Source organism: Acinetobacter sp. V110_1, from assembly GCF_031798975.1.
Lineage (GTDB): Bacteria > Pseudomonadota > Gammaproteobacteria > Pseudomonadales > Moraxellaceae > Acinetobacter > Acinetobacter nosocomialis_A.
Window position 1 is genome coordinate 888,598 of the sequence record NZ_JAVQNN010000030.1, and the last position, 21,164, is coordinate 909,761.

Consider the following 21,164-nt stretch of genomic DNA (forward strand, 5'->3'; position numbering starts at 1 on the left):
TTTGTGACATCTATCACACTAATCTTAGTTCAAAATATAAAAAATAAATATATAAAAGACAAATAGTTACAAAACTATAAAACCATCACCCTTTTCTATCTAATTGAGCTTTTTGACACATCAAATTAGCTTTTATAATATTGCATAAATATAATGTGTTTATTATTTCATAAAATAAAAATATAGATTAATTTATGTCTGAGTTAATATAATAAAATTAATAATTAAATATTTTCATCTTAAATTGAAAAAAATTCATTCCAATATTGATTTAAACAACTTAAAATATATAAAAATATATCTTAATTTTCAATGATGACTACTCAAAGACAAAAACTTGAACTGCCATTAGGACATAATAAATTATTACTCCATTCATGTTGCGCTCCCTGTTCTGGAGAAGTAATGGAGGCATTAATTGAGTCCAATATCAACTTTTCTATATTCTTTTATAATCCCAATATCCATCCAGTGAAAGAATACCTCATTCGCAAAGAGGAAAATATCCGCTTTGCTGAAAAACATAATATTCCATTTATTGATGCAGATTACGACACAGACAATTGGTTTGCCCGTGCGAAAGGTATGGAAAATGAACCGGAACGCGGTATTCGCTGTACCATGTGTTTTGATATGCGTTTTGAACGTACTGCTTTATATGCTTATGAACATGGGTTTAGTTTAATCAGTAGTTCTTTAGGAATTTCACGATGGAAAAATATGGCTCAAATCAACGATTGCGGGATTCGTGCGGCTGCACACTATCCTGAAATCCAGTACTGGGACTATAACTGGCGTAAAAATGGTGGCTCTAGCCGTATGATCGAAATTAGTAAACGTGAAGAATTTTATCAGCAAGAATATTGTGGTTGTGTATATTCTTTACGTGATACAAATCGCTGGCGCATGAGTAATGGCCGAGATCGCATTAAACTTGGTGTTAAATTTTATAGTAATGCCATGGAAGAAGATTAAAAAAATCTCTATAGCGATTTAAAAATAAATATTTAATTATATTTATTTCGTTTTCTAAATTTTTTAACCTTAAATAAAAAGAGCCACATCTGGAGAATGTGGCTAAAAGGTGTACTTAGACGAGCTTTGATGTTTTTAGAATAATTAAGCTAGCTTAAAATAATATTAATAAATTTTTAAATTTAAAATATTTTTTAACTTTAATTAATTTTCATAAAACTATTAAATTCAACTAAATATTTTACCCTGCGAATTAAAAATAAAATTAGCCTATATTTCATATATAAGATTGAAAAGTTTAACTATTTATTTTTTGAGGCTAAAAGCAAGTTTCTTAATATTTTCTATAATTTCTTCAGGTTGATGGGCAGCATAGCCTAACAAAACAGCAGCTTTTTTCGGCGCAAGTTGACAATATCGAGCCAAAGGCTGAATCGCTAAATCCAAAGCCGAACAATGAGCAATAAACTCTTGCTCAGTCCATGCGCCTTTTAACCAGCATATAAGATGAATGCCTGAGTCTGTGGGCTGAACATCAAGTATGTTTGAAAGGTACTCATTAATCGCTTTAATTAATACCCGCTGACGCTCATAGCATGCTTTTCGAACTTTACGCACATGCCTAGCATAGTGACCTTGTTGTATAAATAGAGCTAAAGAAACCTGTTCTAAGTATGAACTTCGCACGTCTGTATAGTATTTAGCAGCACTAAAGGTTTCGATTAATGCTTCAGGTACCACCATGAACCCTAAGCGGAATTCAGGAAACATCATCTTGGTAAAAGTACCAGAGTAAATAACACGTTGCTGCTGATCTAAGCCTTGTAGGGCTTGGATGGGGTGAGTGCCATAGCGAAATTCACTATTATAATCATCTTCAAAAATCCATTTTTCTGCTTTGTTCGCCCAATTTAATAAAGCAAAACGGCGAGCCAAACTCAAAGTTCCTCCCAAAGGAAACTGATGCGAAGGTGCAGTATAAACAAGCTTACTTTTTAAATAATGATTGGTAATGTCAGAGACTTGCATCCCCTCTTCATCACTCTCGATTAAATTGACCTTAGCCCCAAAACTTCGAAAAATATTAAAGGCTGCATCATAACCCGGCTCATCTAGGCACACCTCATCATTTGTTTGAAGTAAGGCATAGGCAGTCAAATGAATGGCCTGCTGCGTTCCATTTACAATTATAATTTGCTGTTCATTACAATTCAGCCCACGGGTTGAGCGCACATATTCGCAAATTGCCTGACGCAGTGGTAAATAACCACGAGGGTCATGAAATTGACCCAATTGATAATAAGATTGTCGCCAAGCTTGAGTTAATAGCTTCCCCCAAAGCTGATGCGGAAACAAATCAACACAGCCTACTCCCACATGGAACATTTTTTTCTTTTGACTTGACGATGACTGCTCTCGCCATGAAGCCAATAATGCTTCTATATTCGGATTAATATTTAAGGTATGAGGCTTACTTGTTGTCGTTTTTTTTGAAGTTTCTTGGATATGTATGAGTTGATCTGGTACAACCTCGGCAACGTAAGTCCCTGAACTCGGTTTAGTAAATAAGTATCCTTCATCAAGTAAACGTTCAAGTGCAGCTAATACAGAATTTCGTGAAATCGACATCATGTCTGCTAAAGCACGGCTTGAGGGTAATTTTGTTCCGGCAGTGAGCCTTCCATCTAAAATAGCATCACGTAGAGCTGAATATAGGCCATCTTTAATCTGACCCTTTGGCAAAATTAAATGCGGAAAAGACGCAGAAATTGAAGCAGCCATAACAAAACTGGTACTGTAAAAAATATCAAAAGTGTACCTTATAAAAATACCACTTTCAAAACTACACTTCAGTTGTCAATTTTTCATTACTTTAAAAATAGAGTGTGTTTTTTATGCAAAATCAAGATATTCAAATTGTCCCTGTTCAGCAACAAGACTATTCACAGTGGGAAAAATATTGGCTAGCCTATCAAAATTTTTACCAAGTTAGTTTGCCTCTTCAGGTTACAAAAATAACTTGGGATCGTTTTTTTAATGAAAAAGAACCTGTGTATTGTGCCGTTGCCAAACAGGGCGAACATGTTTTAGGAATTGTGCATTATGTTATTCATCGTTCAACATGGGCAGAGAATAATTACTGCTATTTAGAAGACCTTTATGTTTCACCTGAAGCTCGTGGGCAACATATCGGTAAGCAACTTATCGAATATGTTCAGAAGCAAGCCATTGAACAAAACTGCAACCGTTTATACTGGCATACACAAGAAACCAATCATACAGCTCAAAAACTCTATAACTGGATTGCACAAAAACCAGGTGTTATTGAATACCGTATGTCTTTAACCTAAAAAAGTAAAAACACCAAAAGCTATAATTCTTTTGGTGTTTTATTTTTTAATCCCAAATAGTGTTTATTTACTTCTTGCTGCGAATAAGCTGACTTACCTTGTTATTCACAGTTAAACATTGGTTAAATGCTGCAAAACGTTTGAGTTCTTGATCTAACTCGAAAAAGAAATGCTCTTTATCTTTTACTGTTTTTTCTAAATGTAAGCTCATTACCTCTAACTCTTTCACACTCCGATGTGCTTTACAGTCAATTCGCCCGACCAACTCATCTTGGTAAAGAATAGGTAAACAAAAATATCCAAATACCCGTTTGGCTGCTGGTACATAACATTCGATTCGATAATCAAACTCAAATAAAGAAGTTAAGCGGTCACGATGAATAAGCGAGTTATCAAAAGGTGAAAGTATTTTTAAACCAAAATCAGTCTCCACTTTTTGTTCTATTGCAGCTGCATCTACATATAGGGTTTGACCGTCAGCAAGTTTAACCGCTGATACAACACCAGCATCAACCTGCTCTTTTAATACAACACGCATAGCCTCTTTTAAATCACTTTTCTTTAAATGAACTAATTGTTTCCATGTAAATGCCCCATGTGCTCGAAGCGTATTATTAAATAAATACTGCGCATATTCGTAAAGCGAAGGCATTCTTAAATCAATATTTTCAGGCAAGCAACGCTCAGTCAAATCATAGACTTTTTCCATGCCGTTACGCTCACAAATCATCAGATCACCCTGCATATATAACTGCTGAAAAGCACGGCGACCCGGACCTGTATTCCACCAATTCCCTAAACTTTTTTTATTTTTCTTATCGATATCACGTAGTCGAATTTTACCTTCGGCACGAACACGCGCCAATATTTCATTCATCAGGTGTTGATCACCTCTATTAAAATATCGGCTTTCCCCATTCTTAACCGACATCATGGCAGGTAAAGCATAGCGATAATCTTTCATAGGAAGATAAGACGCCGCATGGTACCAATATTCAAAAATCTGACGTTCACGAACCAAACTATTTAAATGACTTAAATCGTACTCAGGCACTCGGCTCCACAATATATGGTGATGAGCACGTTCAACGACAGAGATGGTATCAATCTGCACATATCCTAAATGTTCAATCGCCTGTAAAGTCCCATCTACTCCTGTCGCAAATGGACTATTTTTTCCTAAGCCTTGTTTAAGTAAGGCAATTTTTTTCAAAGAAGACGTCATAAAAATCAAATATTGTTGTATTCATTTAAAATCTAAAAATTTAAGTATCATCCTATCACTATTCTTTAATGTTCTTTGCATGCAAATCGTATTTCTTTAGATGGATGGTATTCTCTAATCACATCATATTTTATAGGTGAATTTTGCGATAACTTTTAGGTGCCAGCCTTACCACTAAAGTCATCACGAGCATCACACAACATAAATGAAAAATCCATCCCGCTTTATAAGCACCTGTAAAATCATGTAATGCCGCTACGAACCAAGGTGGTATTGCCGCAAGTAAAAAACCACCACCTTGCATAAGTGCAGATAAAGCTCCTGCATTGTTAGGCTCTTCAAAATGGTCGAGTGCAACAATAAGTGTTAGAGCAAAACAGCCTCCCAAGCCAACGCCTAAACAAATTGCCCATAAAATAGAAGCAAGTTCAGGTACAAATGCAAGTCCAGAAAACCCAGTAAATTGCATGAATAGAGTAAACCATAGCCATGGACGGCGATCTTTATAGTCTCTAGCTAAAATCGGCAAAACTAATGCCGATGCTGCTTGGCTTAAAGCAAGTAAAGCGAGCAATTTTCCACTTTGTCCACTACTCCAACCATGATCTTGAAATGAAGATGCTAACCAAGCAACAACCGAAGAATAACCACCATTAACGAGCCCAAAACACAGCATTAATAACCATGTTCTTGGTTTCTTAAGCAACATCTTTACAGGTGCTGGAGGTGTATTCGAACTTACGATAGAGGGTAAAAAAATAAATGTTGAGATTAATGCCAATACAGCTGGTATAGCAAAGAAAGCCAGCCCAACAGACCATAAACCCGTTATATTGGAGACTACAGGTGCTAACCATGCGCCTAGTGCACCACCGCCCATAAGCATGGCTGAATAAAGGCCCATCATCGGTCCAATATGTTGGCTGAACTCTCTTTTGATAATGCCAGGAAAAGCTGCTTGTATCAGCGCGACGCCTAAACCAATTACGACTGCACTGATAATTAAACCTTCAGCTGTAGGAAATAAAAATCTAAGTACACATCCAATACAAATAGTCAGTAAGGAGCCCAAAACAACGCTACGTTCCCCAACCACGCTCTGCACGATTGGCCCGACAAGGGCTATAACTCCCATCAACATCATGGGTAATAAAGTGAGTAAAGCTATTCCTTGTAGACTTAACCCAGTTCCTGCCCGAATACTGGAGACTAATGGACCAATACTCGTCATAAAAGGTCTTAAATTAAGTCCAACCAAAGCGACTGTTACGATGAGCATGGGACGGGCCAAGAAAGCTCCAGATTGCTTCATTACTCTGAGCCTGACTTATTGGTTTGATAATTTTGCCAAAGTACATAAAGATCGGTACGGTCTTCAAACCGAACGGGTACATATTCAATTTTCATAGTCTGCTCAGCAAATGGTTTTGCAAGATCAGCATATATTTCAGCTGTAGATAAACCAAAGGGTGTTCCGTCTTCATTAGAATACGCATAGTGAACTGCTTTGATACCTGCTAAACGCATTGCAGCCATACACATTGGGCATGGATGTCCACTTGCATACACAGAGCAGCCTTCTAAGTTTGCAGATCCTAAAACTTGACTAGCTGCACGAATTGCAAGTAATTCAGCATGAGCCGTTGGATCATCGGTTGTCAAAATTTGATTTACACCCGAAGCAATCACTTGGCCATCTTTTACAATCACTGCGCCAAATGGCCTGCCACCCTTTTCAATATTGTTATAGGCAAGTTCAATGGCTTGGCGTAAAAACATTTGATTTTCTTTCATCCGTTTATCCTCAACTACTTTGCACCTGCTAAAAGAAGTAACTTTTCAATTTCACAGTATTCGCTTGAACATGCATGCTGTAGCAACGATCAGATTGATTCATATAAGAAACTTAGGTATGAAAAATCTAAGTAAACTTTAAGAGCAGAACAATTTGGAACTAGAATAAGTGCACTTAAAAGTATTTGGAAATTAAATTATTTAATCGATTGTATTAAGATTATAAATACTTAAGCATTCCGTTCTTTGCCTAGTTGGTGATAATTCTTATGTTTGACCCTCGTCTTCTTCGTGCATTTGTGACTATTTTTGAAAGTGGCAGTTTTACCGCCGCTGCTGATAAGTTACATCTGACACAATCAACGATTAGTCAGCAGTTGGCACGTCTTGAAGAATCTGTTGGTCATTCACTTATTGATCGAACATCACGACCTTTACAATTGACTGCCTCAGGTGAATATTTAATTGGTTATGCTCAAAGGATTTTGACACTTCAACAAGAAGCAGAAGCTGTTTTAAAAGATCCAGCAGGTAGTATTCCTATTCGGATTGGCTTACCAGAAGATATGATGAGTACCGCTATGGCTGAAATTTTCGGCATGTTCGCACAAGCCCATCGGTCTATTCGCTTAGATGTTACTTCTGGCCTAAGCCGTAACCTAACAGAGCGTTATCGAAATGGTGAGCTGGATATTATTATTGTAAAAGAACCAGCTGCTAGTGCTGATTGTTATGCATCTTTTCCAGAAGAAATGGCGTGGTTTGAAAGTGAAAATACAACTACACCCATGTCCGATCCAATTCGTTTAGTGACTTTCCCCCAAGGAGGACTTTATCGAGATGAAATGTTTGAGACCTTAGAACGTGAACGGAAACGTTGGTATATTGCTTTTACAGGCAGTAGTTTAGAAAGTGTTTTAGTGAGTGTTGAAACAGGTTTGGGAATATCATTACTTCCTGTAAGTACCACTAAAGGACGTCGTGTACGTAAATATAGGTCGTTAGGCGAAGCTTCACCTATGGTAGTTTCAATTTACACATGGGAAAAAGCTGGGTTGATTTCCCAGCTTGCTGATAAGATGACTACTGTATTGCATGATCGTTTTCGATCGCTCTCTTAAGCTTTTAACTTATTTCATTTAAGCTTTCAGCAATTAATTTTTCCGCCATTTCCTGAGTTTTCTTCAAACCTGGCATTCTATACTCCGTATGACCATAGTCTTGTATAGATTTCCAGCGACCACCCCACGTCAGTCCAACTGACTCTGCAACTTGTCCATACAGTCGATAACCCTGCATAGCCCATGGATCACGTTCAGAAATAACAACTTTACCATTTCGTTTAAATGCTACATCTGCCGCTAAACCAAATTGATGGTAACTTTGATACCCTTTTGCCTTGGTTGTATTGGGGTTACCTGCCAACATATTTTGGCGCCCTGGACTGCGATAGCCTTCAAGCAAAACAAGCTCATAACCATATTGCTCTTTCATAATTTTAAAGACCATAAGCAAACGCTGCTTATAGCGTGGATTCATTTTGTCCCACTTACGATTGACCATATTGGTATCTAAAATTGAACGACCATCGAAACTTGCTTTATCAATAGGTGAAGAATTAATCGCACCACTGTCTTGAGAAGCATACTGCTGCTCTAATTGCGTCGCTTCAACAATTGCCGCTTCAATCAGACCTTCATCAACTTCAGGCGGTGGTGATAAGATTTCTCCATTTAATAACGCATAAATTTGCGGGTCAGTTTTTTTCAAATATTCGGCTTCAATCCGAGTTGAGCTAATCGGACGAGTAAAGGCAAAAACTAAAATACTGGCAAATAAGAAAAATCCTGCAATTACAATCCACCATTGTTGCAAATGCCAATGAGATTGTAATTTCTCAGGTGCGGCTGCCTGATTCATAGTTTGGGCAAATTGCCTGACCTGATTCAGTTGCCGACGTCCATGAGGTAATAACGATAGAAAAAATGTTCTACCCTTACTTCTGAGTTCGTAAGACATTAAAAAAGCCAGCCCTATCGCAAGGCAGGCAAAACAAAAGAAAATTAGAAAAATCATCATGAATTTACTAATTCACCGCAAACGGACTGCGAGTCACTTTGATATCAACCGATGCTTTTGGTGTTTCCGCCTCAGCTTCTGGCTCAGCTGGAGCTTTCTTAGCTTCCGCAGGTTTAGCTTGAACTACCTTAGGTTGAGCGATAGGTTTTTGCTGAGCTGGCTGTATGGGGTGAGCGGGTTTAACCACAACTTGTTGCTTAGGTGCTACCCGTTCGCCTGTTAGCTGTGCATCAAAAGGTGAAACACGTTGCTGAGTTGCTGGAGCTGCATTTTTATGAGGAGCAGGTTTAAAAATACCACTCAGTTCATTTTCTTTAGGCTGCTCAAAACCATCATGGCTCATTGGATCTGCTTGCTCTTGCTGATCAGCTGCAACTTGCCCATGTGCAGAGGAGTTCGTCATCAATACTTGATCATGTTCCTGATCTTGATTTGACTTATTCTCAACAGTTGTAGGATCTGACGAATACGGTTGAGACAAGAACAGGAACAGTGAGATGCTTACAAACACCCCGGCAATAATACCAATGATGATATAGATTACTGGTGATCTCGACTTTTTTTTATTCGATTGCAAAACTCGAATAGAAGTTGGTTTTTCCTGAGCCATTTCGTTCCATCATCAAGGTAAATAAATTGTAATATGTGCCTGCTCTTGTGGGGCAGAAATCACATTTTGATAAGTAGATAATGCTTTATCATTTTGATTATTGAGCATAAATCTTAGACCCGCGAAGGTAAGCAATGCAAAAATCAACAAGAAAATCAAAATCCAGAAAAAAGGTAATTCGCGATGAATAATATTTCGTATCTGATCGGGAATTGCCGAGAACGGCGAAAAAGCAACTTTTTTACCTTTTAAATAATCAATTTCGTCACCTACTCGCGCAACCAAATGATTCAGGCTTTCAATAGACTCAATTCGATATTTACCTTGAAAACCTAATAATAGGCAGTAATGAAATACTTCAAGAGCCGCTAAACGGTCTTTTCCGCGGCTTCTCAATTGTTCTAATATTTCAAAGAACTGATAACCCGCCAATTGAGAACCAAATAAGCTCAATTGCAAAGGACTAATCAACCAAGCATTTTGCAAATTAAAATAGCTCGGGTCTTGTTGGGTCACGATTGTTTCATCAAGCAGCGCACAAAATGCATATTTAGCATCATGAATATCATCTGCTGAAAACTGCAACTTTTTAGCCTGTTGCTCAAACCGATTAAGCAAATCTAAAATTTTTTCACGAAACCGCTGTGGGTCAGCTGGTACATACTGATTTCGAATCAAAAAGATTAAATAAAAACCATCGTGCAATAAATCGATCAGATTAATCGCCTGAAGTTTTGCTTGGGACTGACTATTATTGTTTCCTCCAGTCCCGATTTGCCCGTCATCAAATAAAGAAGGAGCACCTGTAGATTGTGACATTTTTCTCTCCTTTATCTTTAAGCGTTCATGACCGCAATCAGCTCAATACTGATATCTTGGAAGCCAGCTGGGACGTAAATACAAATCGTCTCCGAATCCAACATGCGCTGATAGAGTTCATGATGTGGTTCGATTTCGAAATAACTCACGCCAGAACGTACCGGAATAGCCGTTGGAACTTGAATTAAGTGGTGTAATGGAATGGCCGGCAATGCTGCAACAACACGCTGCTCAACATCCAGCGTACTACCGATTTTAAATCGTAGAGGTACAATCTGAATCAACTCGTGAGTCTGCATTGCACTACTTGATACAGCTATATAAAGTCTAGTGTCACGAGTAATCTTATCTGTCTCAAGACTTCCCACCCAATATGAAGGTCGAATTTCTTTAAGTGCAATACTGATATAACGACTAGAAATAATGGTATCTAATAAATCACGCAAAATGGTGTCGAGCTGAGTAAAGCTTTCTTGCAAATTGTGATGTTTATATGCAGGTAACTGATCGACTTCATAAGCTGTCGAAAATGTTAATAATGAGCCTGCTAAACGCAATAATTCAAAAAACAATCGTTCTGGATGAATTTGCGGATATTGTAAGAAATGGTTCAAACCAGCATGGGCAGTATTTAAAGCATTGACCAACCAAAACGAAACAATATCACCTGAACGGAATTCAATTAATTTCTGTTCATTTTCACGGTTGTTGGTTTGAATAGTTTTAATTTTTGCCTTAATAACATTCAATGTTCTTTTTAAATTCGAAACCAATGTTTCAGATGCATCGACATGCAAAATAGGTGGAATAAATTTGCGATCAATTTCAAAAGCACCTGAACTCTGACGTTTAATTTTACCTATTGGCAAATAGAGGAAACCATCCAAATTATGATCAGGATTGCTGTTTGCATCTAATAATTTAAACACAGCTCGACGGCGTAACAAGCTGATATCTGCTTCTGTTGCATTTGTGAAAAGATCGTGAGTCTCCACAAGATGCGATTGGTAACGTCCCTTCTGTGACTGGTTTTGATCGATTAAATTCTGTTTATTGGCTTGGAGTAGTGGTAATGCCAAATAAATGACCATCTCACCACGCAAATTAAGCTCATCAAGCAAAATTGGTTCAGGTAATAAGTCATAAGCCGGTGCTTGGTATATTTCACCGTCCTGCCAAATCATTTCTACCGACTCAAGTGCAAGAATATGTGTACTAAGCTGTGCTTCATCAAAACTGAGTTTTTGAACACCATATGAAAATGGCACAACAGCACGAACGGTGTGATTTAAGCGTTGTTCATGATAAGTATCTTGAATTTGGAAATGTTGAGGTCTTAAAAATAAACCTTCGCCCCACAGGACTTTTTCAGCTTTAAACATATGTCTTTACCAATCTTTATTCGTATTCATTTTTAGGCTGTACACCTAACATTTCCTGAACCATTTGTAATGGATTTTCATCTTTAATGACTTGTGCCAACCATTCATGTAATGGCATTTGACTCCATTTAATGGTCTTTTGAAGCATATAACTCACAGGGCTATGTGGCTCATTGGCCTGAAAATAATCGGCTATTTCTTGTAGCACTTTCATTGCTTGCTCACGGTTGGCCAAGTGAGTTTGTGCTTGAGGCTGAAACATAGGCTGTTCTGATACGATTTGTTGTACAGGCACTTGATTTTCCATAGATGGAGTTATGATCACAGCAGCCTGTTCTTGGGTTTGGGCAAGCCCAGTACCAAAAGCCTCTGCTTTATAAATCTTGCGTAAAGTGCTGTGAATTGTTTCAAATGCAGAATCAATTGCAGCAAAACTTGGTGAATCTAATCCCATTAAGTGATCAAGCGTCTGCTTTAAGACATTCCACTCAGTTAAAACTGAAGTAAATTCTTGATAATTTGAATATTGAAAGGTTTTAGATGTATTAAAAATTGCTTGATCAAATTGTTCTAATTCAGATGGGCCCGACTGGCTATCGTAATCTTCAGTTTGCTTACGACGAATATTCTCATGATATAGAAAATTATCGTAATCAAGCAAATTGTAATAAGGCACTGCGCTAGTTAAAGACACTTTCTTCAACAAGCCAGGCAACTGATTAATTAAACCTTGTAATAAACCAATGCGTTGGTCCAAATCATCATCTTCAATAATCGGATGAATATCCTGCCAGTATTGGTTCAACATGGTATGGGTTAACGTTAAACCCTTTACCATACCTTCAAAACCATTTAGATGAGTCCAGGCTTCTATTAACCATGTTAATAGACGGATATCTTTGGTTTTTTCTGTGAGTAAAGTGCTTACACTCTTTGCAACAAAATCCCAATCTGCCTGTTTCCGCTCAGCAACCCAATCCCCCTGATCTAATAGTAGATCATCCTCTGTTCTCGCTTTCTTTATTTCGTGAAATTCATTAGAAAATGAATAATCCTCTCCACAAAGTAAGCTGTCATTAATGGGTTTAAGTAGTTCAGAAATATCAATACTCATCTAATTTTGGCTCTATTAATTTTAAACTTCTGATTTCAACTTTTTACTAGTCCGTTTTTTAGCAGGCTTTGCAACTGGATCTAATAAATATTGGATTTCATCATCTTTCGCATCAATCATGATCACTTTCGGCAATTTTTGATCTGCTAACGCCACTAAAATCTCAGTTGCCAAAGCAGGTAAAACTGTCGAATTTAAGATGTTATCGACATTACGGGCGCCACTATCCACTTCAGTACAACGGCTGAGTAGCAACTCGACCAAGTCATCTGAATATTGGACTTCTGTTCCATATTGTTTTTCAATTCGAGCGGTAATTTTGCCCAATTTATGTTTAATAATTCGAACCAATAAATCGTCATGCAACGGGAAATATGGCACAACTCTCATACGCCCTAAAAAGGCTGGTTTAAATTGTTTATATAAACTTGGTTTTAAATGTTCGATTAATTCTTCTGCTGTAGGCCACTCTTCAACAGGCTGATTTAAACACGCCTGCATAATTGCACTAGAACCTGCATTTGAAGTTAATAAAATTGTCGTGTTTTTAAAATCAATAACGCGACCTTCACCATCTTCTAAAGTACCTTTATCAAATACTTGGTAGAACAGCTCTTGTACATCACTATGTGCTTTTTCAATTTCGTCGAGTAGTACAACACTATAAGGATTACGGCGCACTGCTTCGGTTAACACACCGCCTTGACCATAGCCCACATATCCTGGAGGTGCACCTTTAAGTGAAGATACCGTATGTGCTTCTTGATATTCAGACATATTAATCGTGATTAAATGCTGCTCACCGCCATACAGCTCATTTGCTAAGGTGATTGCAGTTTCAGTTTTACCCACCCCGCTAGGTCCAACTAAAAGGAATACACCTTGAGGTTTATTTGGATCTTCTAATTTAGCTTTTGATGTTTTAATGCCCTGAACCAATTGTGTAAGTGCATAATCTTGGCCCATTACACGCTCGCCCAATTTATCTTCAAGCGTTAAGATTTGCTTAATTTCATCATTTACCATTTTCCCAACAGGAATACCGGTCCAATCAGAAATAATTTCATTAATAATTTGAGAATTTACACGCTCAAAAACTAATGGCTGTTGGCCTTGAAGATCAGCAAGGTCTTTGCGCATTAAATTAATCTGATCATAGGCTTCAGACTCATTAGAATGACTCTGCGCTTCTAATTCCTGGATTTTACGAACTAGCTCTAATTCTTTTTGCCATTGTTCCTGAGTCTCTTGAATCTCATTTTGCAAAGACTCTAAATGATTTTTCAGTTTCTCTAATCGTTCATGATGTATTGGAATCTGACGATGTTCATTTTCCAAAATCTGTTGCTCAAGCTTTAAGTTATGTTCTTGCGCCTTCAATTGATCAAGTTTGACTGGCTGTGCATTTTGGGTCAACGCTACACGTGCTGCCGCAGTGTCTAGAACACTCACTGCTTTATCTGGGAGTTGACGACCACTGATATAGCGATGAGAAGCATGTACAGCTGTGATAATTGCTTCATCGTCAATTTGTAAATTAAAGTGCTTTTGCATCACTGGAATCATTGCACGCAGCATATCAACAGCAACTTCTTCGGTCGGCTCTTCAACCTTTACGACCTGAAAACGGCGGCTTAAGGCAGCATCTTTTTCAAAATACTGTTTATATTCAGCCCATGTTGTTGCAGCAATCGTTCGTAGCTCACCACGTGCAAGAGCAGGTTTTAAAAGGTTAGCAGCATCATTTTGCCCTGCTTGGCCACCTGCACCAATAAGTGTGTGTGCTTCATCAATAAATAAAATAATAGGATGAGCCGAAGCCTGAACTTCTTGAATCACTTGTTTTAAACGGTTTTCAAACTCACCTTTAACACTTGCACCTGCTTGTAAAAGGCCCATATCTAAAACATGCAAATGTACATTTTTTAAAGCTTCAGGCACTAAACCTTGAGCAATTTTTAAAGCTAGCCCTTCAACTACAGCTGTTTTACCTACACCTGGTTCGCCAGTTAATATCGGGTTGTTTTGACGTCTACGCATTAAAATATCGAGCATTAAACGAATTTCAAATTCGCGCCCAATAACAGGATCAATTCCACCATTCTTCGCTTTTTCAGTTAAATTAATCGTATATTGATCTAAAGCTGGTGTTTTTTGAGTTTTTACAGTTGGAGTAGCGACTTGTTCTAGCTCATCTTCTTCTTGTGAAGAGGTTTTAGTTTCTTCTTGTTGTTCTACGCTCTTTTCACAAATCTCAAGAAACTTATGTTTCATTGAATCTATAGGTAAAAGATCAAATAAACTCGAAGCTCTTGTTGCGATTTGATATAAATCTGGTGCAGTTAATAATGCAACCAATAAGTGACCACTACGAATGACAGGATTTTGTTCTGCTGAAGCCAGTAACCAAGCTTGCTCAAATAAACGCACAATTGATTTGGCAAAAATTGGAGTACGTGTATTCCCTTTTGGTAATTGAGAGATTGTCTCTTTTAAATCATCTGCCAAAGCGTCAGCTGAGATTTTATATTTTTTTAATAAAATTTTTAAATCATTTTCTAAAGGCTGATTAAGTAGCTCTAAAAATAAATGTTCAATTTCAATTTCGTAGTTTTGCTGAAGAACACAAGCATTAGCTGATTTTTCTAAAGCAGTGCGCGCAACTGTAGAAAGTTTTGTAATTAAAATTTTTAAACTACTCATCATTACTCTCAATATTTTTAAATAATTTAATACTTAAAATCATAATGCCCGTATATTACCAAAATTTAGCTTTATCCGACAAATAACCTAGCATCATAATCATTAATATGATTTGTTCGATTTCTTATATCTATATAAAAAATCTAATATCATTAAGAACATTTAATTAGTACATATATCTTTTCAAGTTAATAGTTTAAGTGAAAAGATATATCCTCTGCTATCCTTGATTAACCAAACTTTGTTTCGGTAATAATTTACAACCACAAGATAATGAATCATTTACTCTTGCTGCTGATTTTCCCATGACCTGCATATTTGGATCTCCAGAAACAATCGTAGAAACCGTTTTATGCGCCGGACAAGTTGCTTTATCACCTACGCACGCAATTGCAATTCCATCTATTAAAAATGCACTATTACCAGAAATGACTTGCCCTCCACCTGTCGTTGGGCAACCAATCGTAATATAAGGGCTAGCCATATTCTTCTCCTTATGTTTATAAAACGGTGAACTCAATTCGACGGTTTTTCTTTCTTCCTTCTGGAGAGGTATTATCCGCTACAGGTTTAGTCGAACCTAATCCTTCTGCAGATAAATGATCAGCAGGAATGTTTTTACTCACCAAATAATTTTTAACTGCTAATGCACGGTCTTGACTGAGTTTTAAGTTTTTAGTCGCATCTCCAGAACTATCGGTATGTCCTACAATTTTGACTTTTTTACCGCCAACTTTATTTAAAGCAACTGCCATTTCATCAAGAATTTTTTGGCCAGCATCTGTGAGCACGGCACTACCAGATTCAAATTCAATAATTCGATTTTTTAAAGCATCATCAATGACTTTCTGCTCTGCCTGATTTACAGAAAGCTGTGAAAATAATTGATATGGTGGCTGTACTAAACCTTGAAATATCTGAATAGTTGGTTGTATTTCTGTAGGATTTAGCATTTTTCCAGTCAGTTCAAATCGCGTGCCGTTTACGCTTAATTTACCCTGAGAAACTTTTTTAAGATCTGGTGTAATCACTCTTGTTACAGAGTCACTCCAGCCATTTGGAGCTGCTACTGGTCGAACTTGTATTTTATCTACCACTTGGTCTGCACCATAAACAGACTGCATTTTCATTAAAATAGCCTGTTTACTCGCTTCATTTGGCACGACACCTTCAACAACAATTGGCTGTGCTAAAGCATAATTTGCAATCGCATAAATAAAACAGCCTTTTATTAATTGTGAAAGTTTAATTTGATATTTTTGATTCATTGTTATTCACCCAAAAAAGTCTGTCTAAATAGTTTTAAACCTTGATTTAAACTTAATTGGCGTTGGCATAAAGATTGTTCTAGCGTAGCTAAACCAGCATTTTGTTCCAAATAAGTATCAATCCATTGAGCTTCTATTAAAGAAACCCAATGTTTACTATCCATATTCTGAGTAAAAATATCGCTAAGAGCTAAAATATCCGCACCCTGAAAACCAAAGAATAATACTGGCTGCTCTCGATGTAACAATCCAATCAAGACTTCAGTATTATGTTGTTTTAAAAAACGACAAATGATACTGACCCAGAATGCTGCTATTTCATAACAATAAGCAGGATTATTAATCGGCAAAATCAGCACTTTATTTAAGCGACTGGTTCCATTTTGTAAAATTGGCTGCAGTAATAATCCTAGCCCAATCATACTTTGAGCTAATTCATAAATACTCAGCTTCATTAACTGAGCAAACGAATGCATTGTATGGTTTTCATAAAAACCGACACATTCACGTTCAGATAAAACTTGAATTTGATTTGGTAAATGATTGAGCTTACCAAATAATAAATCAGAATCTTTAATACCTCTTAAAGCACGATTATTTTGAAATAAATCGACTAAAACATGCTTATAACTATAAGGTGCATATAATAAATTTTCGTATGGTAAATCAATCTCAAGTAAATGACTGAGTACCATTGGAAAAGCTCGACCTGAACTGTCTTCGCTCGCCAGTAAATTTGCAGCTAAAAACATATTCTCTTGTGGATTTGCAATAAAGAAGTCCAATGGAGGCAACGTACCATATGCCTCTTTGAACGTAGTCGATTGCATTGCATATTCCAGCGCTTCTGTAATCCACTGGTCAAGCACCTGTATTAAGGCATATTGACCCTTTGTTTTTAAGAAATCACCGCGTGCCGGACTTTTCCCATAATACAGAGGAGTTGTTTTTAATGTATGCATTAGACCTCCTCCTTTAATGTTGAGGTTATTTTCCCTGTCATGGCTTAACTCCCGCAGCAGGTTGAGTTGCAGCAGGTTGTGTTAATGCAGCAACTGGATTGGCAGGTTTCGCAGGAGCAGCTGCCTGAGCTGGTGCTTGCTGCGCCGATACAACACGGGCAGCTTTATCAGCAGTAACTTTGTCAACCAATTGCATACCAGAGTAACCGCGACTTGAACCAATACTGCCTGAGTTACTACTAATAAGACGGAAGTTCATTTTCACAAACAATGATGGATCCGTCTTACTGCGCCAAAGCATTTCGAAACCGCCGTTCTGCTCTTTACGCTGTGCACTATCAATTAAGCGGTTAATACCATATTCACCTGGTTCATCAAAAATCGTATGCGTTTGACCTTGTAAATCTACAGCTGTAATACGCGCACCAGGAATACTGCCTTGATTTGGCCAAATAAAGTTAACCCATTGCTGTACACCATTTTCATAAGTCATACGCTGACCATCAATATCAACGGTATATGAAAGCAACTGCGGGTTTTGAATTGGGTAGAACTGGAAGTTAGACTGATTCGTTGCCGGAGCCGCTGGTGCCTGACTATTTAATTCCCCAGTTGCCATCCCATTTGTAGGTGCAACATAGCGCTGGAAATTCATCACAAATTGCGGGTTTAAACTAATACCCAAATCTTTCCATGTTTTTGAAGTTAAGGTATAGCCGCGACGAATAACAAATGGGTCTAAGCTCTCTTTAACAAAACGGGAAATGCTACCGTTTTCACCAAGAATTTGACCAATTTCACTACTTGTTGCTTGTAAAGAAGCGGATGAGTTAAATGGATATTTCTTAGCAAGATTTGTAGTAAATGGCTGGTACGCTTGCATAACCCAAAGTTTATTAATTTCATCTTGGGTAGGCGTAATTAAACTTTCAAAGGCTTGTGTAAGAGGACTCACCACTAATTTTTGTAAAAGTTGCTGATCAATTTCACTGAAACCAACCGCCATTTTTTCATCTACAATTTTTTGAGTCTGATTAAATACCGATGTCTGCTCATTTAGGGTTTGCTTAACCAATGTCATTGCACTTGGTCCAACCTCACCCGCATTTTTAAGTTCATTAAACTTACTACGTACCAAAGCAAGATTCGTCATATATTCATCAAGTAAAGATTTACCTTGTTGATCATCACGCTTACGAACCAACTGATAGAACATTTGATATTCTTGAGAAATAGCACCTTGAGCATTAGTAGCTGCTTGATTTGCTAATTGTTTATCATCACGGTTTAAGACTTTACGTTTAAACCAAGCAACAAATCCTTTTTGAGGAGCAGCTAACTCCGCTTGAACAACTGGATTGTCCCAATTTGTTTCAATAGCTACACGTTCAATAAGAGTACGAATTGGTGAATTTTGTGGCTCACCTAATACATCAATATTTTTAACTTGCTGAGCAAACTGAGTTGCTTTTGCATAGTGAATACCACTTAAGAATTTTCTCCACTCTGCAATATATTCTTGTTTATACAATGCAGTAAGCTGCTTTCTAATTTGCTCTGGACTACCCGAGAAAGTTAAGTCATCAGATTGACGGCTATTAAGCACCCAGTCTTTACTATCTGTAGGCTTATCTGCTGCTTCCTCAATGGCTTTTTCTACATAGTCATTCCAAGCTTTTTGAGTAAATACACCTGGTAATGCATAGCTGCCCAATACAACATTTTTATTTGCCTCACCAACAATTTGACTTACTGTCAAAGCTGGGAAGCGAACAGCAGCACGCATTTTAATTTCGTTATAAACACGGTCACGTGCTGGCATACCTCTAATCACAGAGAGCAAGACTTGACGTGTCTGATCAACTAATTGAGAGTCAGCATCCAAAATTGGGAACTGCTTGTCATTTGCTAATGTCATTGCATACGACAAAATCTGTTCAGCTTCCTGAATCATATCTGCACGTGGCATTTGCCCTTTATTAGCATCCAGCCATGAACGCCAGAAACGCGTTACCTGATCGCTTAAGTGACTTGCATCCATATACTGTGGATTACTCATCATTAAATATGCTTTTAATGCATTATAAGCATCTTGTGGATTGGTATCTGACGGCTCTAAATATTGCTGAGTTTGAGCAGTTTGCTTAATCTCAACGTTGGTATGATTTGCTTTTAAAGTCGCTTCGTTATTTTTTACACGTTGCAAATACTGAGCAATATTTTGCTGAGTAGGTGTTAAAACAATTTGTTTAACGCCTTTTAAATATTCAGCTTTTAATTTTTCACGTAACTCATTGCCTTGATATAAACCAAAACTAAATTTTAGAGGTCTATTTTCATCAAACTCGTCTAATTGCTGTAGACGTCTTTGTAAAATCAGTAGGGCTTCCAATTGAGTTGATAATTGTTGGCTTGAACCCTTCTCTAACTGAACAACTTTATTTAAATCAGCTTGAACTTCAGAAATAAGCTGTTGGTTATTGCGATACGACCAAACCCATACACCCAGAATAATTGAAACACCCGCTAAAGCACCGATAAATGCAATGTAGCGTTGACGTTTTCTGCTTGTATTAACATGCTGTTTAACTAAATCTTTATCTTTTAAAATGACTTCTGAAAATAGGCCTTTTAAGAAATAACCATGGTTAGGTGTTGTTTTTAATTGATCTCTTACTTCATTTTGTGCAATTTGAGAAAGCTGAAATTCTTGTGCAATTTGCTCAGTCATTGGACTTTCTATTACACCTTCTTGCAAGGCACTTGTGAAATAGAAACCACGGAAAACTGGCTGGAACTGGTAAGGATTGTCTTCAAATAGTGTAGCAATAAAACTTTTGAGTGCAGGTTTTAATGTTTTAAATTCTAATGGAAAAGTCATCACACTCGGTGAGATATTTTGAGAATGTCGACGACTAAGGTGAGTCGAACTTACCCCTTTTAAGCCGTCATAAAGAATAGTGTAATGTTTCTCAAAAAGATCTACCGCATTATGAGAAGAGTTTTGCTCATATGGTAATGTTGCACCCCATGCCTGATTATATTCTTGTACTTCATAGAATTCGAAAAACTCGGTAAAACCCGCAATCAAATCCATTTTTGAAAAGACTAAATAAACAGGTACTACAACTTCTAAACGTTCAGTTAAATCTTGAATACGAGCACGTAAATTTTTAGCGAGCTTCAATGAATGTTCAGGGCTTTGGCTCACCAGCTCAGCAATACTTACAATAAGAATTAACCCATTTACCGGAGCTTTAGAACGGTTTTTCTTTAATATATTTAAAAAACCTAACCACTCTGAATGATCTTCGCTATATACCGAATAACGACCAGCCGTATCTAATAAAATACCCTCTGTAGAAAAGAACCAGTCACAATTACGGGTACCACTTAAACCAGCCGAAACCATTTTTTGATGGGTTTCTTCAAAAGGGAACTTTAAACCAGAATTATAGATCGCAGAACTTTTACCAGCGGCTGGGTTACCAATAACCATATACCACGGCAATTCATATAGTGCTGCATTACCCTTCTTATCGCCTAATTTTGACTTACGAATCAATTGAATAGATTCTTTCATTTGTTGGCTGATAAGTTGCAGCTCTTCTTTATCTTTATTTTTGCCGTACTCTGCTTGAGTATCTTTTTCAATCGCTTCAGCAAGCTCTTCACCTTGAACCGCATGCTTCTTGCGCTGAATTAGCCAATAAATTCCATAAACGATGAGCCCTAAAGCATATGCAGATGCTAAAGCCCAAAATATATGGCGAGGAATTGAAGTATAGGAAGACATCAATGCCACGAACAATGACAAGGCGATAATTGCTTTAGGATTCGTGATGTACTGCCACAAGTAGCCTAAAATTGTATGCATTCTAT

17 protein-coding genes are annotated in these 21,164 nt (G+C 37.4%); 3 read left to right on the top strand and 14 right to left on the bottom strand.

What is annotated here, in order from left to right; all coding sequences use genetic code 11:
• Positions 1-315: 315 nt before the first annotated feature.
• Positions 316-975 (top strand): epoxyqueuosine reductase QueH, encoded by a 660-nt coding sequence (locus RMA95_RS15150; protein WP_263614959.1) that lies wholly within the window; start codon positions 316-318, stop codon positions 973-975.
• Between the two features lie 306 nt (positions 976-1,281).
• Here the strand turns inward: RMA95_RS15150 and RMA95_RS15155 are convergent, their stop codons facing one another.
• Positions 1,282-2,757, bottom strand: a complete 1,476-nt coding sequence (locus RMA95_RS15155; RefSeq protein ID WP_311071657.1) for a PLP-dependent aminotransferase family protein — start codon at positions 2,755-2,757, stop codon at positions 1,282-1,284.
• Positions 2,758-2,870: 113 nt separating this feature from the next.
• Between RMA95_RS15155 and RMA95_RS15160 the strand changes: the two genes are divergently transcribed.
• Positions 2,871-3,326: a GNAT family N-acetyltransferase gene (locus tag RMA95_RS15160; RefSeq protein ID WP_311071658.1), complete on the top strand. Its 456-nt coding sequence runs from the start codon at positions 2,871-2,873 to the stop codon at positions 3,324-3,326.
• Positions 3,327-3,393: 67 nt separating this feature from the next.
• Here RMA95_RS15160 and RMA95_RS15165 read toward each other — a convergent pair whose 3' ends face one another.
• From RMA95_RS15165 to RMA95_RS15175, 3 genes are all read right to left on the bottom strand, one after another.
• Positions 3,394-4,551, bottom strand: coding sequence for a DNA glycosylase AlkZ-like family protein (locus RMA95_RS15165; protein ID WP_311071659.1), 1,158 nt, complete (start codon positions 4,549-4,551; stop codon positions 3,394-3,396).
• A gap of 130 nt (positions 4,552-4,681) precedes the next feature.
• Positions 4,682-5,863: a cyanate transporter gene (locus tag RMA95_RS15170; RefSeq protein WP_311071660.1), complete on the bottom strand. Its 1,182-nt coding sequence runs from the start codon at positions 5,861-5,863 to the stop codon at positions 4,682-4,684.
• Complete coding sequence (locus RMA95_RS15175) at positions 5,863-6,345, bottom strand: nucleoside deaminase (RefSeq protein WP_311071661.1); 483 nt, start codon at positions 6,343-6,345, stop codon at positions 5,863-5,865. Before RMA95_RS15175 ends, RMA95_RS15170 begins: the two co-directional genes overlap by 1 nt.
• Positions 6,346-6,614: 269 nt before the next feature.
• Between RMA95_RS15175 and RMA95_RS15180 the strand changes: the two genes are divergently transcribed.
• Positions 6,615-7,466 (top strand): LysR family transcriptional regulator, encoded by an 852-nt coding sequence (locus tag RMA95_RS15180; protein ID WP_311071663.1) that lies wholly within the window; start codon positions 6,615-6,617, stop codon positions 7,464-7,466.
• A 4-nt stretch (positions 7,467-7,470) separates the two neighbouring features.
• Here RMA95_RS15180 and RMA95_RS15185 read toward each other — a convergent pair whose 3' ends face one another.
• The 10 genes from RMA95_RS15185 to tssM all read right to left on the bottom strand — a co-directional run bounded on the left by RMA95_RS15185 (position 7,471) and on the right by tssM (position 21,159).
• On the bottom strand, positions 7,471-8,424 hold the full coding sequence (locus RMA95_RS15185; protein WP_311071664.1) for a M15 family metallopeptidase: 954 nt from the start codon (positions 8,422-8,424) through the stop codon (positions 7,471-7,473).
• 7 nt (positions 8,425-8,431) lie between these two features.
• Positions 8,432-9,034, bottom strand: coding sequence for a hypothetical protein (locus tag RMA95_RS15190; RefSeq protein WP_311071666.1), 603 nt, complete (start codon positions 9,032-9,034; stop codon positions 8,432-8,434).
• A 12-nt stretch (positions 9,035-9,046) separates the two neighbouring features.
• Complete coding sequence (icmH, locus tag RMA95_RS15195; protein WP_263613411.1) at positions 9,047-9,853, bottom strand: type IVB secretion system protein IcmH/DotU; 807 nt, start codon at positions 9,851-9,853, stop codon at positions 9,047-9,049.
• Between the two features lie 17 nt (positions 9,854-9,870).
• On the bottom strand, positions 9,871-11,235 hold the full coding sequence (tssK, locus tag RMA95_RS15200; RefSeq protein WP_004702450.1) for a type VI secretion system baseplate subunit TssK: 1,365 nt from the start codon (positions 11,233-11,235) through the stop codon (positions 9,871-9,873).
• 16 nt (positions 11,236-11,251) lie between these two features.
• Entirely contained in the window at positions 11,252-12,349 is a 1,098-nt protein-coding gene (gene tssA, locus RMA95_RS15205) for a type VI secretion system protein TssA (protein ID WP_311071670.1), read from the bottom strand.
• Between the two features lie 21 nt (positions 12,350-12,370).
• On the bottom strand, positions 12,371-15,055 hold the full coding sequence (tssH, locus tag RMA95_RS15210) for a type VI secretion system ATPase TssH (protein ID WP_311071672.1): 2,685 nt from the start codon (positions 15,053-15,055) through the stop codon (positions 12,371-12,373).
• Positions 15,056-15,272: 217 nt separating this feature from the next.
• Positions 15,273-15,536, bottom strand: a complete 264-nt coding sequence (locus RMA95_RS15215) for a PAAR domain-containing protein (RefSeq protein WP_002048345.1) — start codon at positions 15,534-15,536, stop codon at positions 15,273-15,275.
• Between the two features lie 16 nt (positions 15,537-15,552).
• Complete coding sequence (locus tag RMA95_RS15220) at positions 15,553-16,320, bottom strand: OmpA family protein (protein WP_022574836.1); 768 nt, start codon at positions 16,318-16,320, stop codon at positions 15,553-15,555.
• A gap of 2 nt (positions 16,321-16,322) precedes the next feature.
• The gene (gene tagF, locus RMA95_RS15225) at positions 16,323-17,282 is read right to left on the bottom strand and encodes a type VI secretion system-associated protein TagF (protein ID WP_017398210.1); all 960 of its coding nucleotides are present in this window, start codon (positions 17,280-17,282) and stop codon (positions 16,323-16,325) included.
• A gap of 37 nt (positions 17,283-17,319) precedes the next feature.
• Positions 17,320-21,159: a type VI secretion system membrane subunit TssM gene (gene tssM, locus RMA95_RS15230; protein WP_311071675.1), complete on the bottom strand. Its 3,840-nt coding sequence runs from the start codon at positions 21,157-21,159 to the stop codon at positions 17,320-17,322.
• Between the last annotated feature and the right edge of the window lie 5 nt (positions 21,160-21,164).

What these genes read in the sequence shown, in the direction of transcription:
- tssM (WP_311071675.1), bottom strand. Translation starts at nt 21,159, where the DNA reads ATGCATACAATTTTAGGCTACTTGTGGCAGTACATCACGAATCCTAAA.
- RMA95_RS15190 (WP_311071666.1), bottom strand. Translation starts at nt 9,034, where the DNA reads ATGGCTCAGGAAAAACCAACTTCTATTCGAGTTTTGCAATCGAATAAA.
- RMA95_RS15150 (WP_263614959.1), top strand. Translation starts at nt 316, where the DNA reads ATGACTACTCAAAGACAAAAACTTGAACTGCCATTAGGACATAATAAA.
- RMA95_RS15165 (WP_311071659.1), bottom strand. Translation starts at nt 4,551, where the DNA reads ATGACGTCTTCTTTGAAAAAAATTGCCTTACTTAAACAAGGCTTAGGA.
- tagF (WP_017398210.1), bottom strand. Translation starts at nt 17,282, where the DNA reads ATGCATACATTAAAAACAACTCCTCTGTATTATGGGAAAAGTCCGGCA.
- RMA95_RS15160 (WP_311071658.1), top strand. Translation starts at nt 2,871, where the DNA reads ATGCAAAATCAAGATATTCAAATTGTCCCTGTTCAGCAACAAGACTAT.
- RMA95_RS15180 (WP_311071663.1), top strand. Translation starts at nt 6,615, where the DNA reads ATGTTTGACCCTCGTCTTCTTCGTGCATTTGTGACTATTTTTGAAAGT.
- tssK (WP_004702450.1), bottom strand. Translation starts at nt 11,235, where the DNA reads ATGTTTAAAGCTGAAAAAGTCCTGTGGGGCGAAGGTTTATTTTTAAGA.
- RMA95_RS15175 (WP_311071661.1), bottom strand. Translation starts at nt 6,345, where the DNA reads ATGAAAGAAAATCAAATGTTTTTACGCCAAGCCATTGAACTTGCCTAT.
- RMA95_RS15220 (WP_022574836.1), bottom strand. Translation starts at nt 16,320, where the DNA reads ATGAATCAAAAATATCAAATTAAACTTTCACAATTAATAAAAGGCTGT.
- icmH (WP_263613411.1), bottom strand. Translation starts at nt 9,853, where the DNA reads ATGTCACAATCTACAGGTGCTCCTTCTTTATTTGATGACGGGCAAATC.
- tssH (WP_311071672.1), bottom strand. Translation starts at nt 15,055, where the DNA reads ATGATGAGTAGTTTAAAAATTTTAATTACAAAACTTTCTACAGTTGCG.
- RMA95_RS15170 (WP_311071660.1), bottom strand. Translation starts at nt 5,863, where the DNA reads ATGAAGCAATCTGGAGCTTTCTTGGCCCGTCCCATGCTCATCGTAACA.
- RMA95_RS15215 (WP_002048345.1), bottom strand. Translation starts at nt 15,536, where the DNA reads ATGGCTAGCCCTTATATTACGATTGGTTGCCCAACGACAGGTGGAGGG.
- RMA95_RS15155 (WP_311071657.1), bottom strand. Translation starts at nt 2,757, where the DNA reads ATGGCTGCTTCAATTTCTGCGTCTTTTCCGCATTTAATTTTGCCAAAG.
- RMA95_RS15185 (WP_311071664.1), bottom strand. Translation starts at nt 8,424, where the DNA reads ATGATGATTTTTCTAATTTTCTTTTGTTTTGCCTGCCTTGCGATAGGG.
- tssA (WP_311071670.1), bottom strand. Translation starts at nt 12,349, where the DNA reads ATGAGTATTGATATTTCTGAACTACTTAAACCCATTAATGACAGCTTA.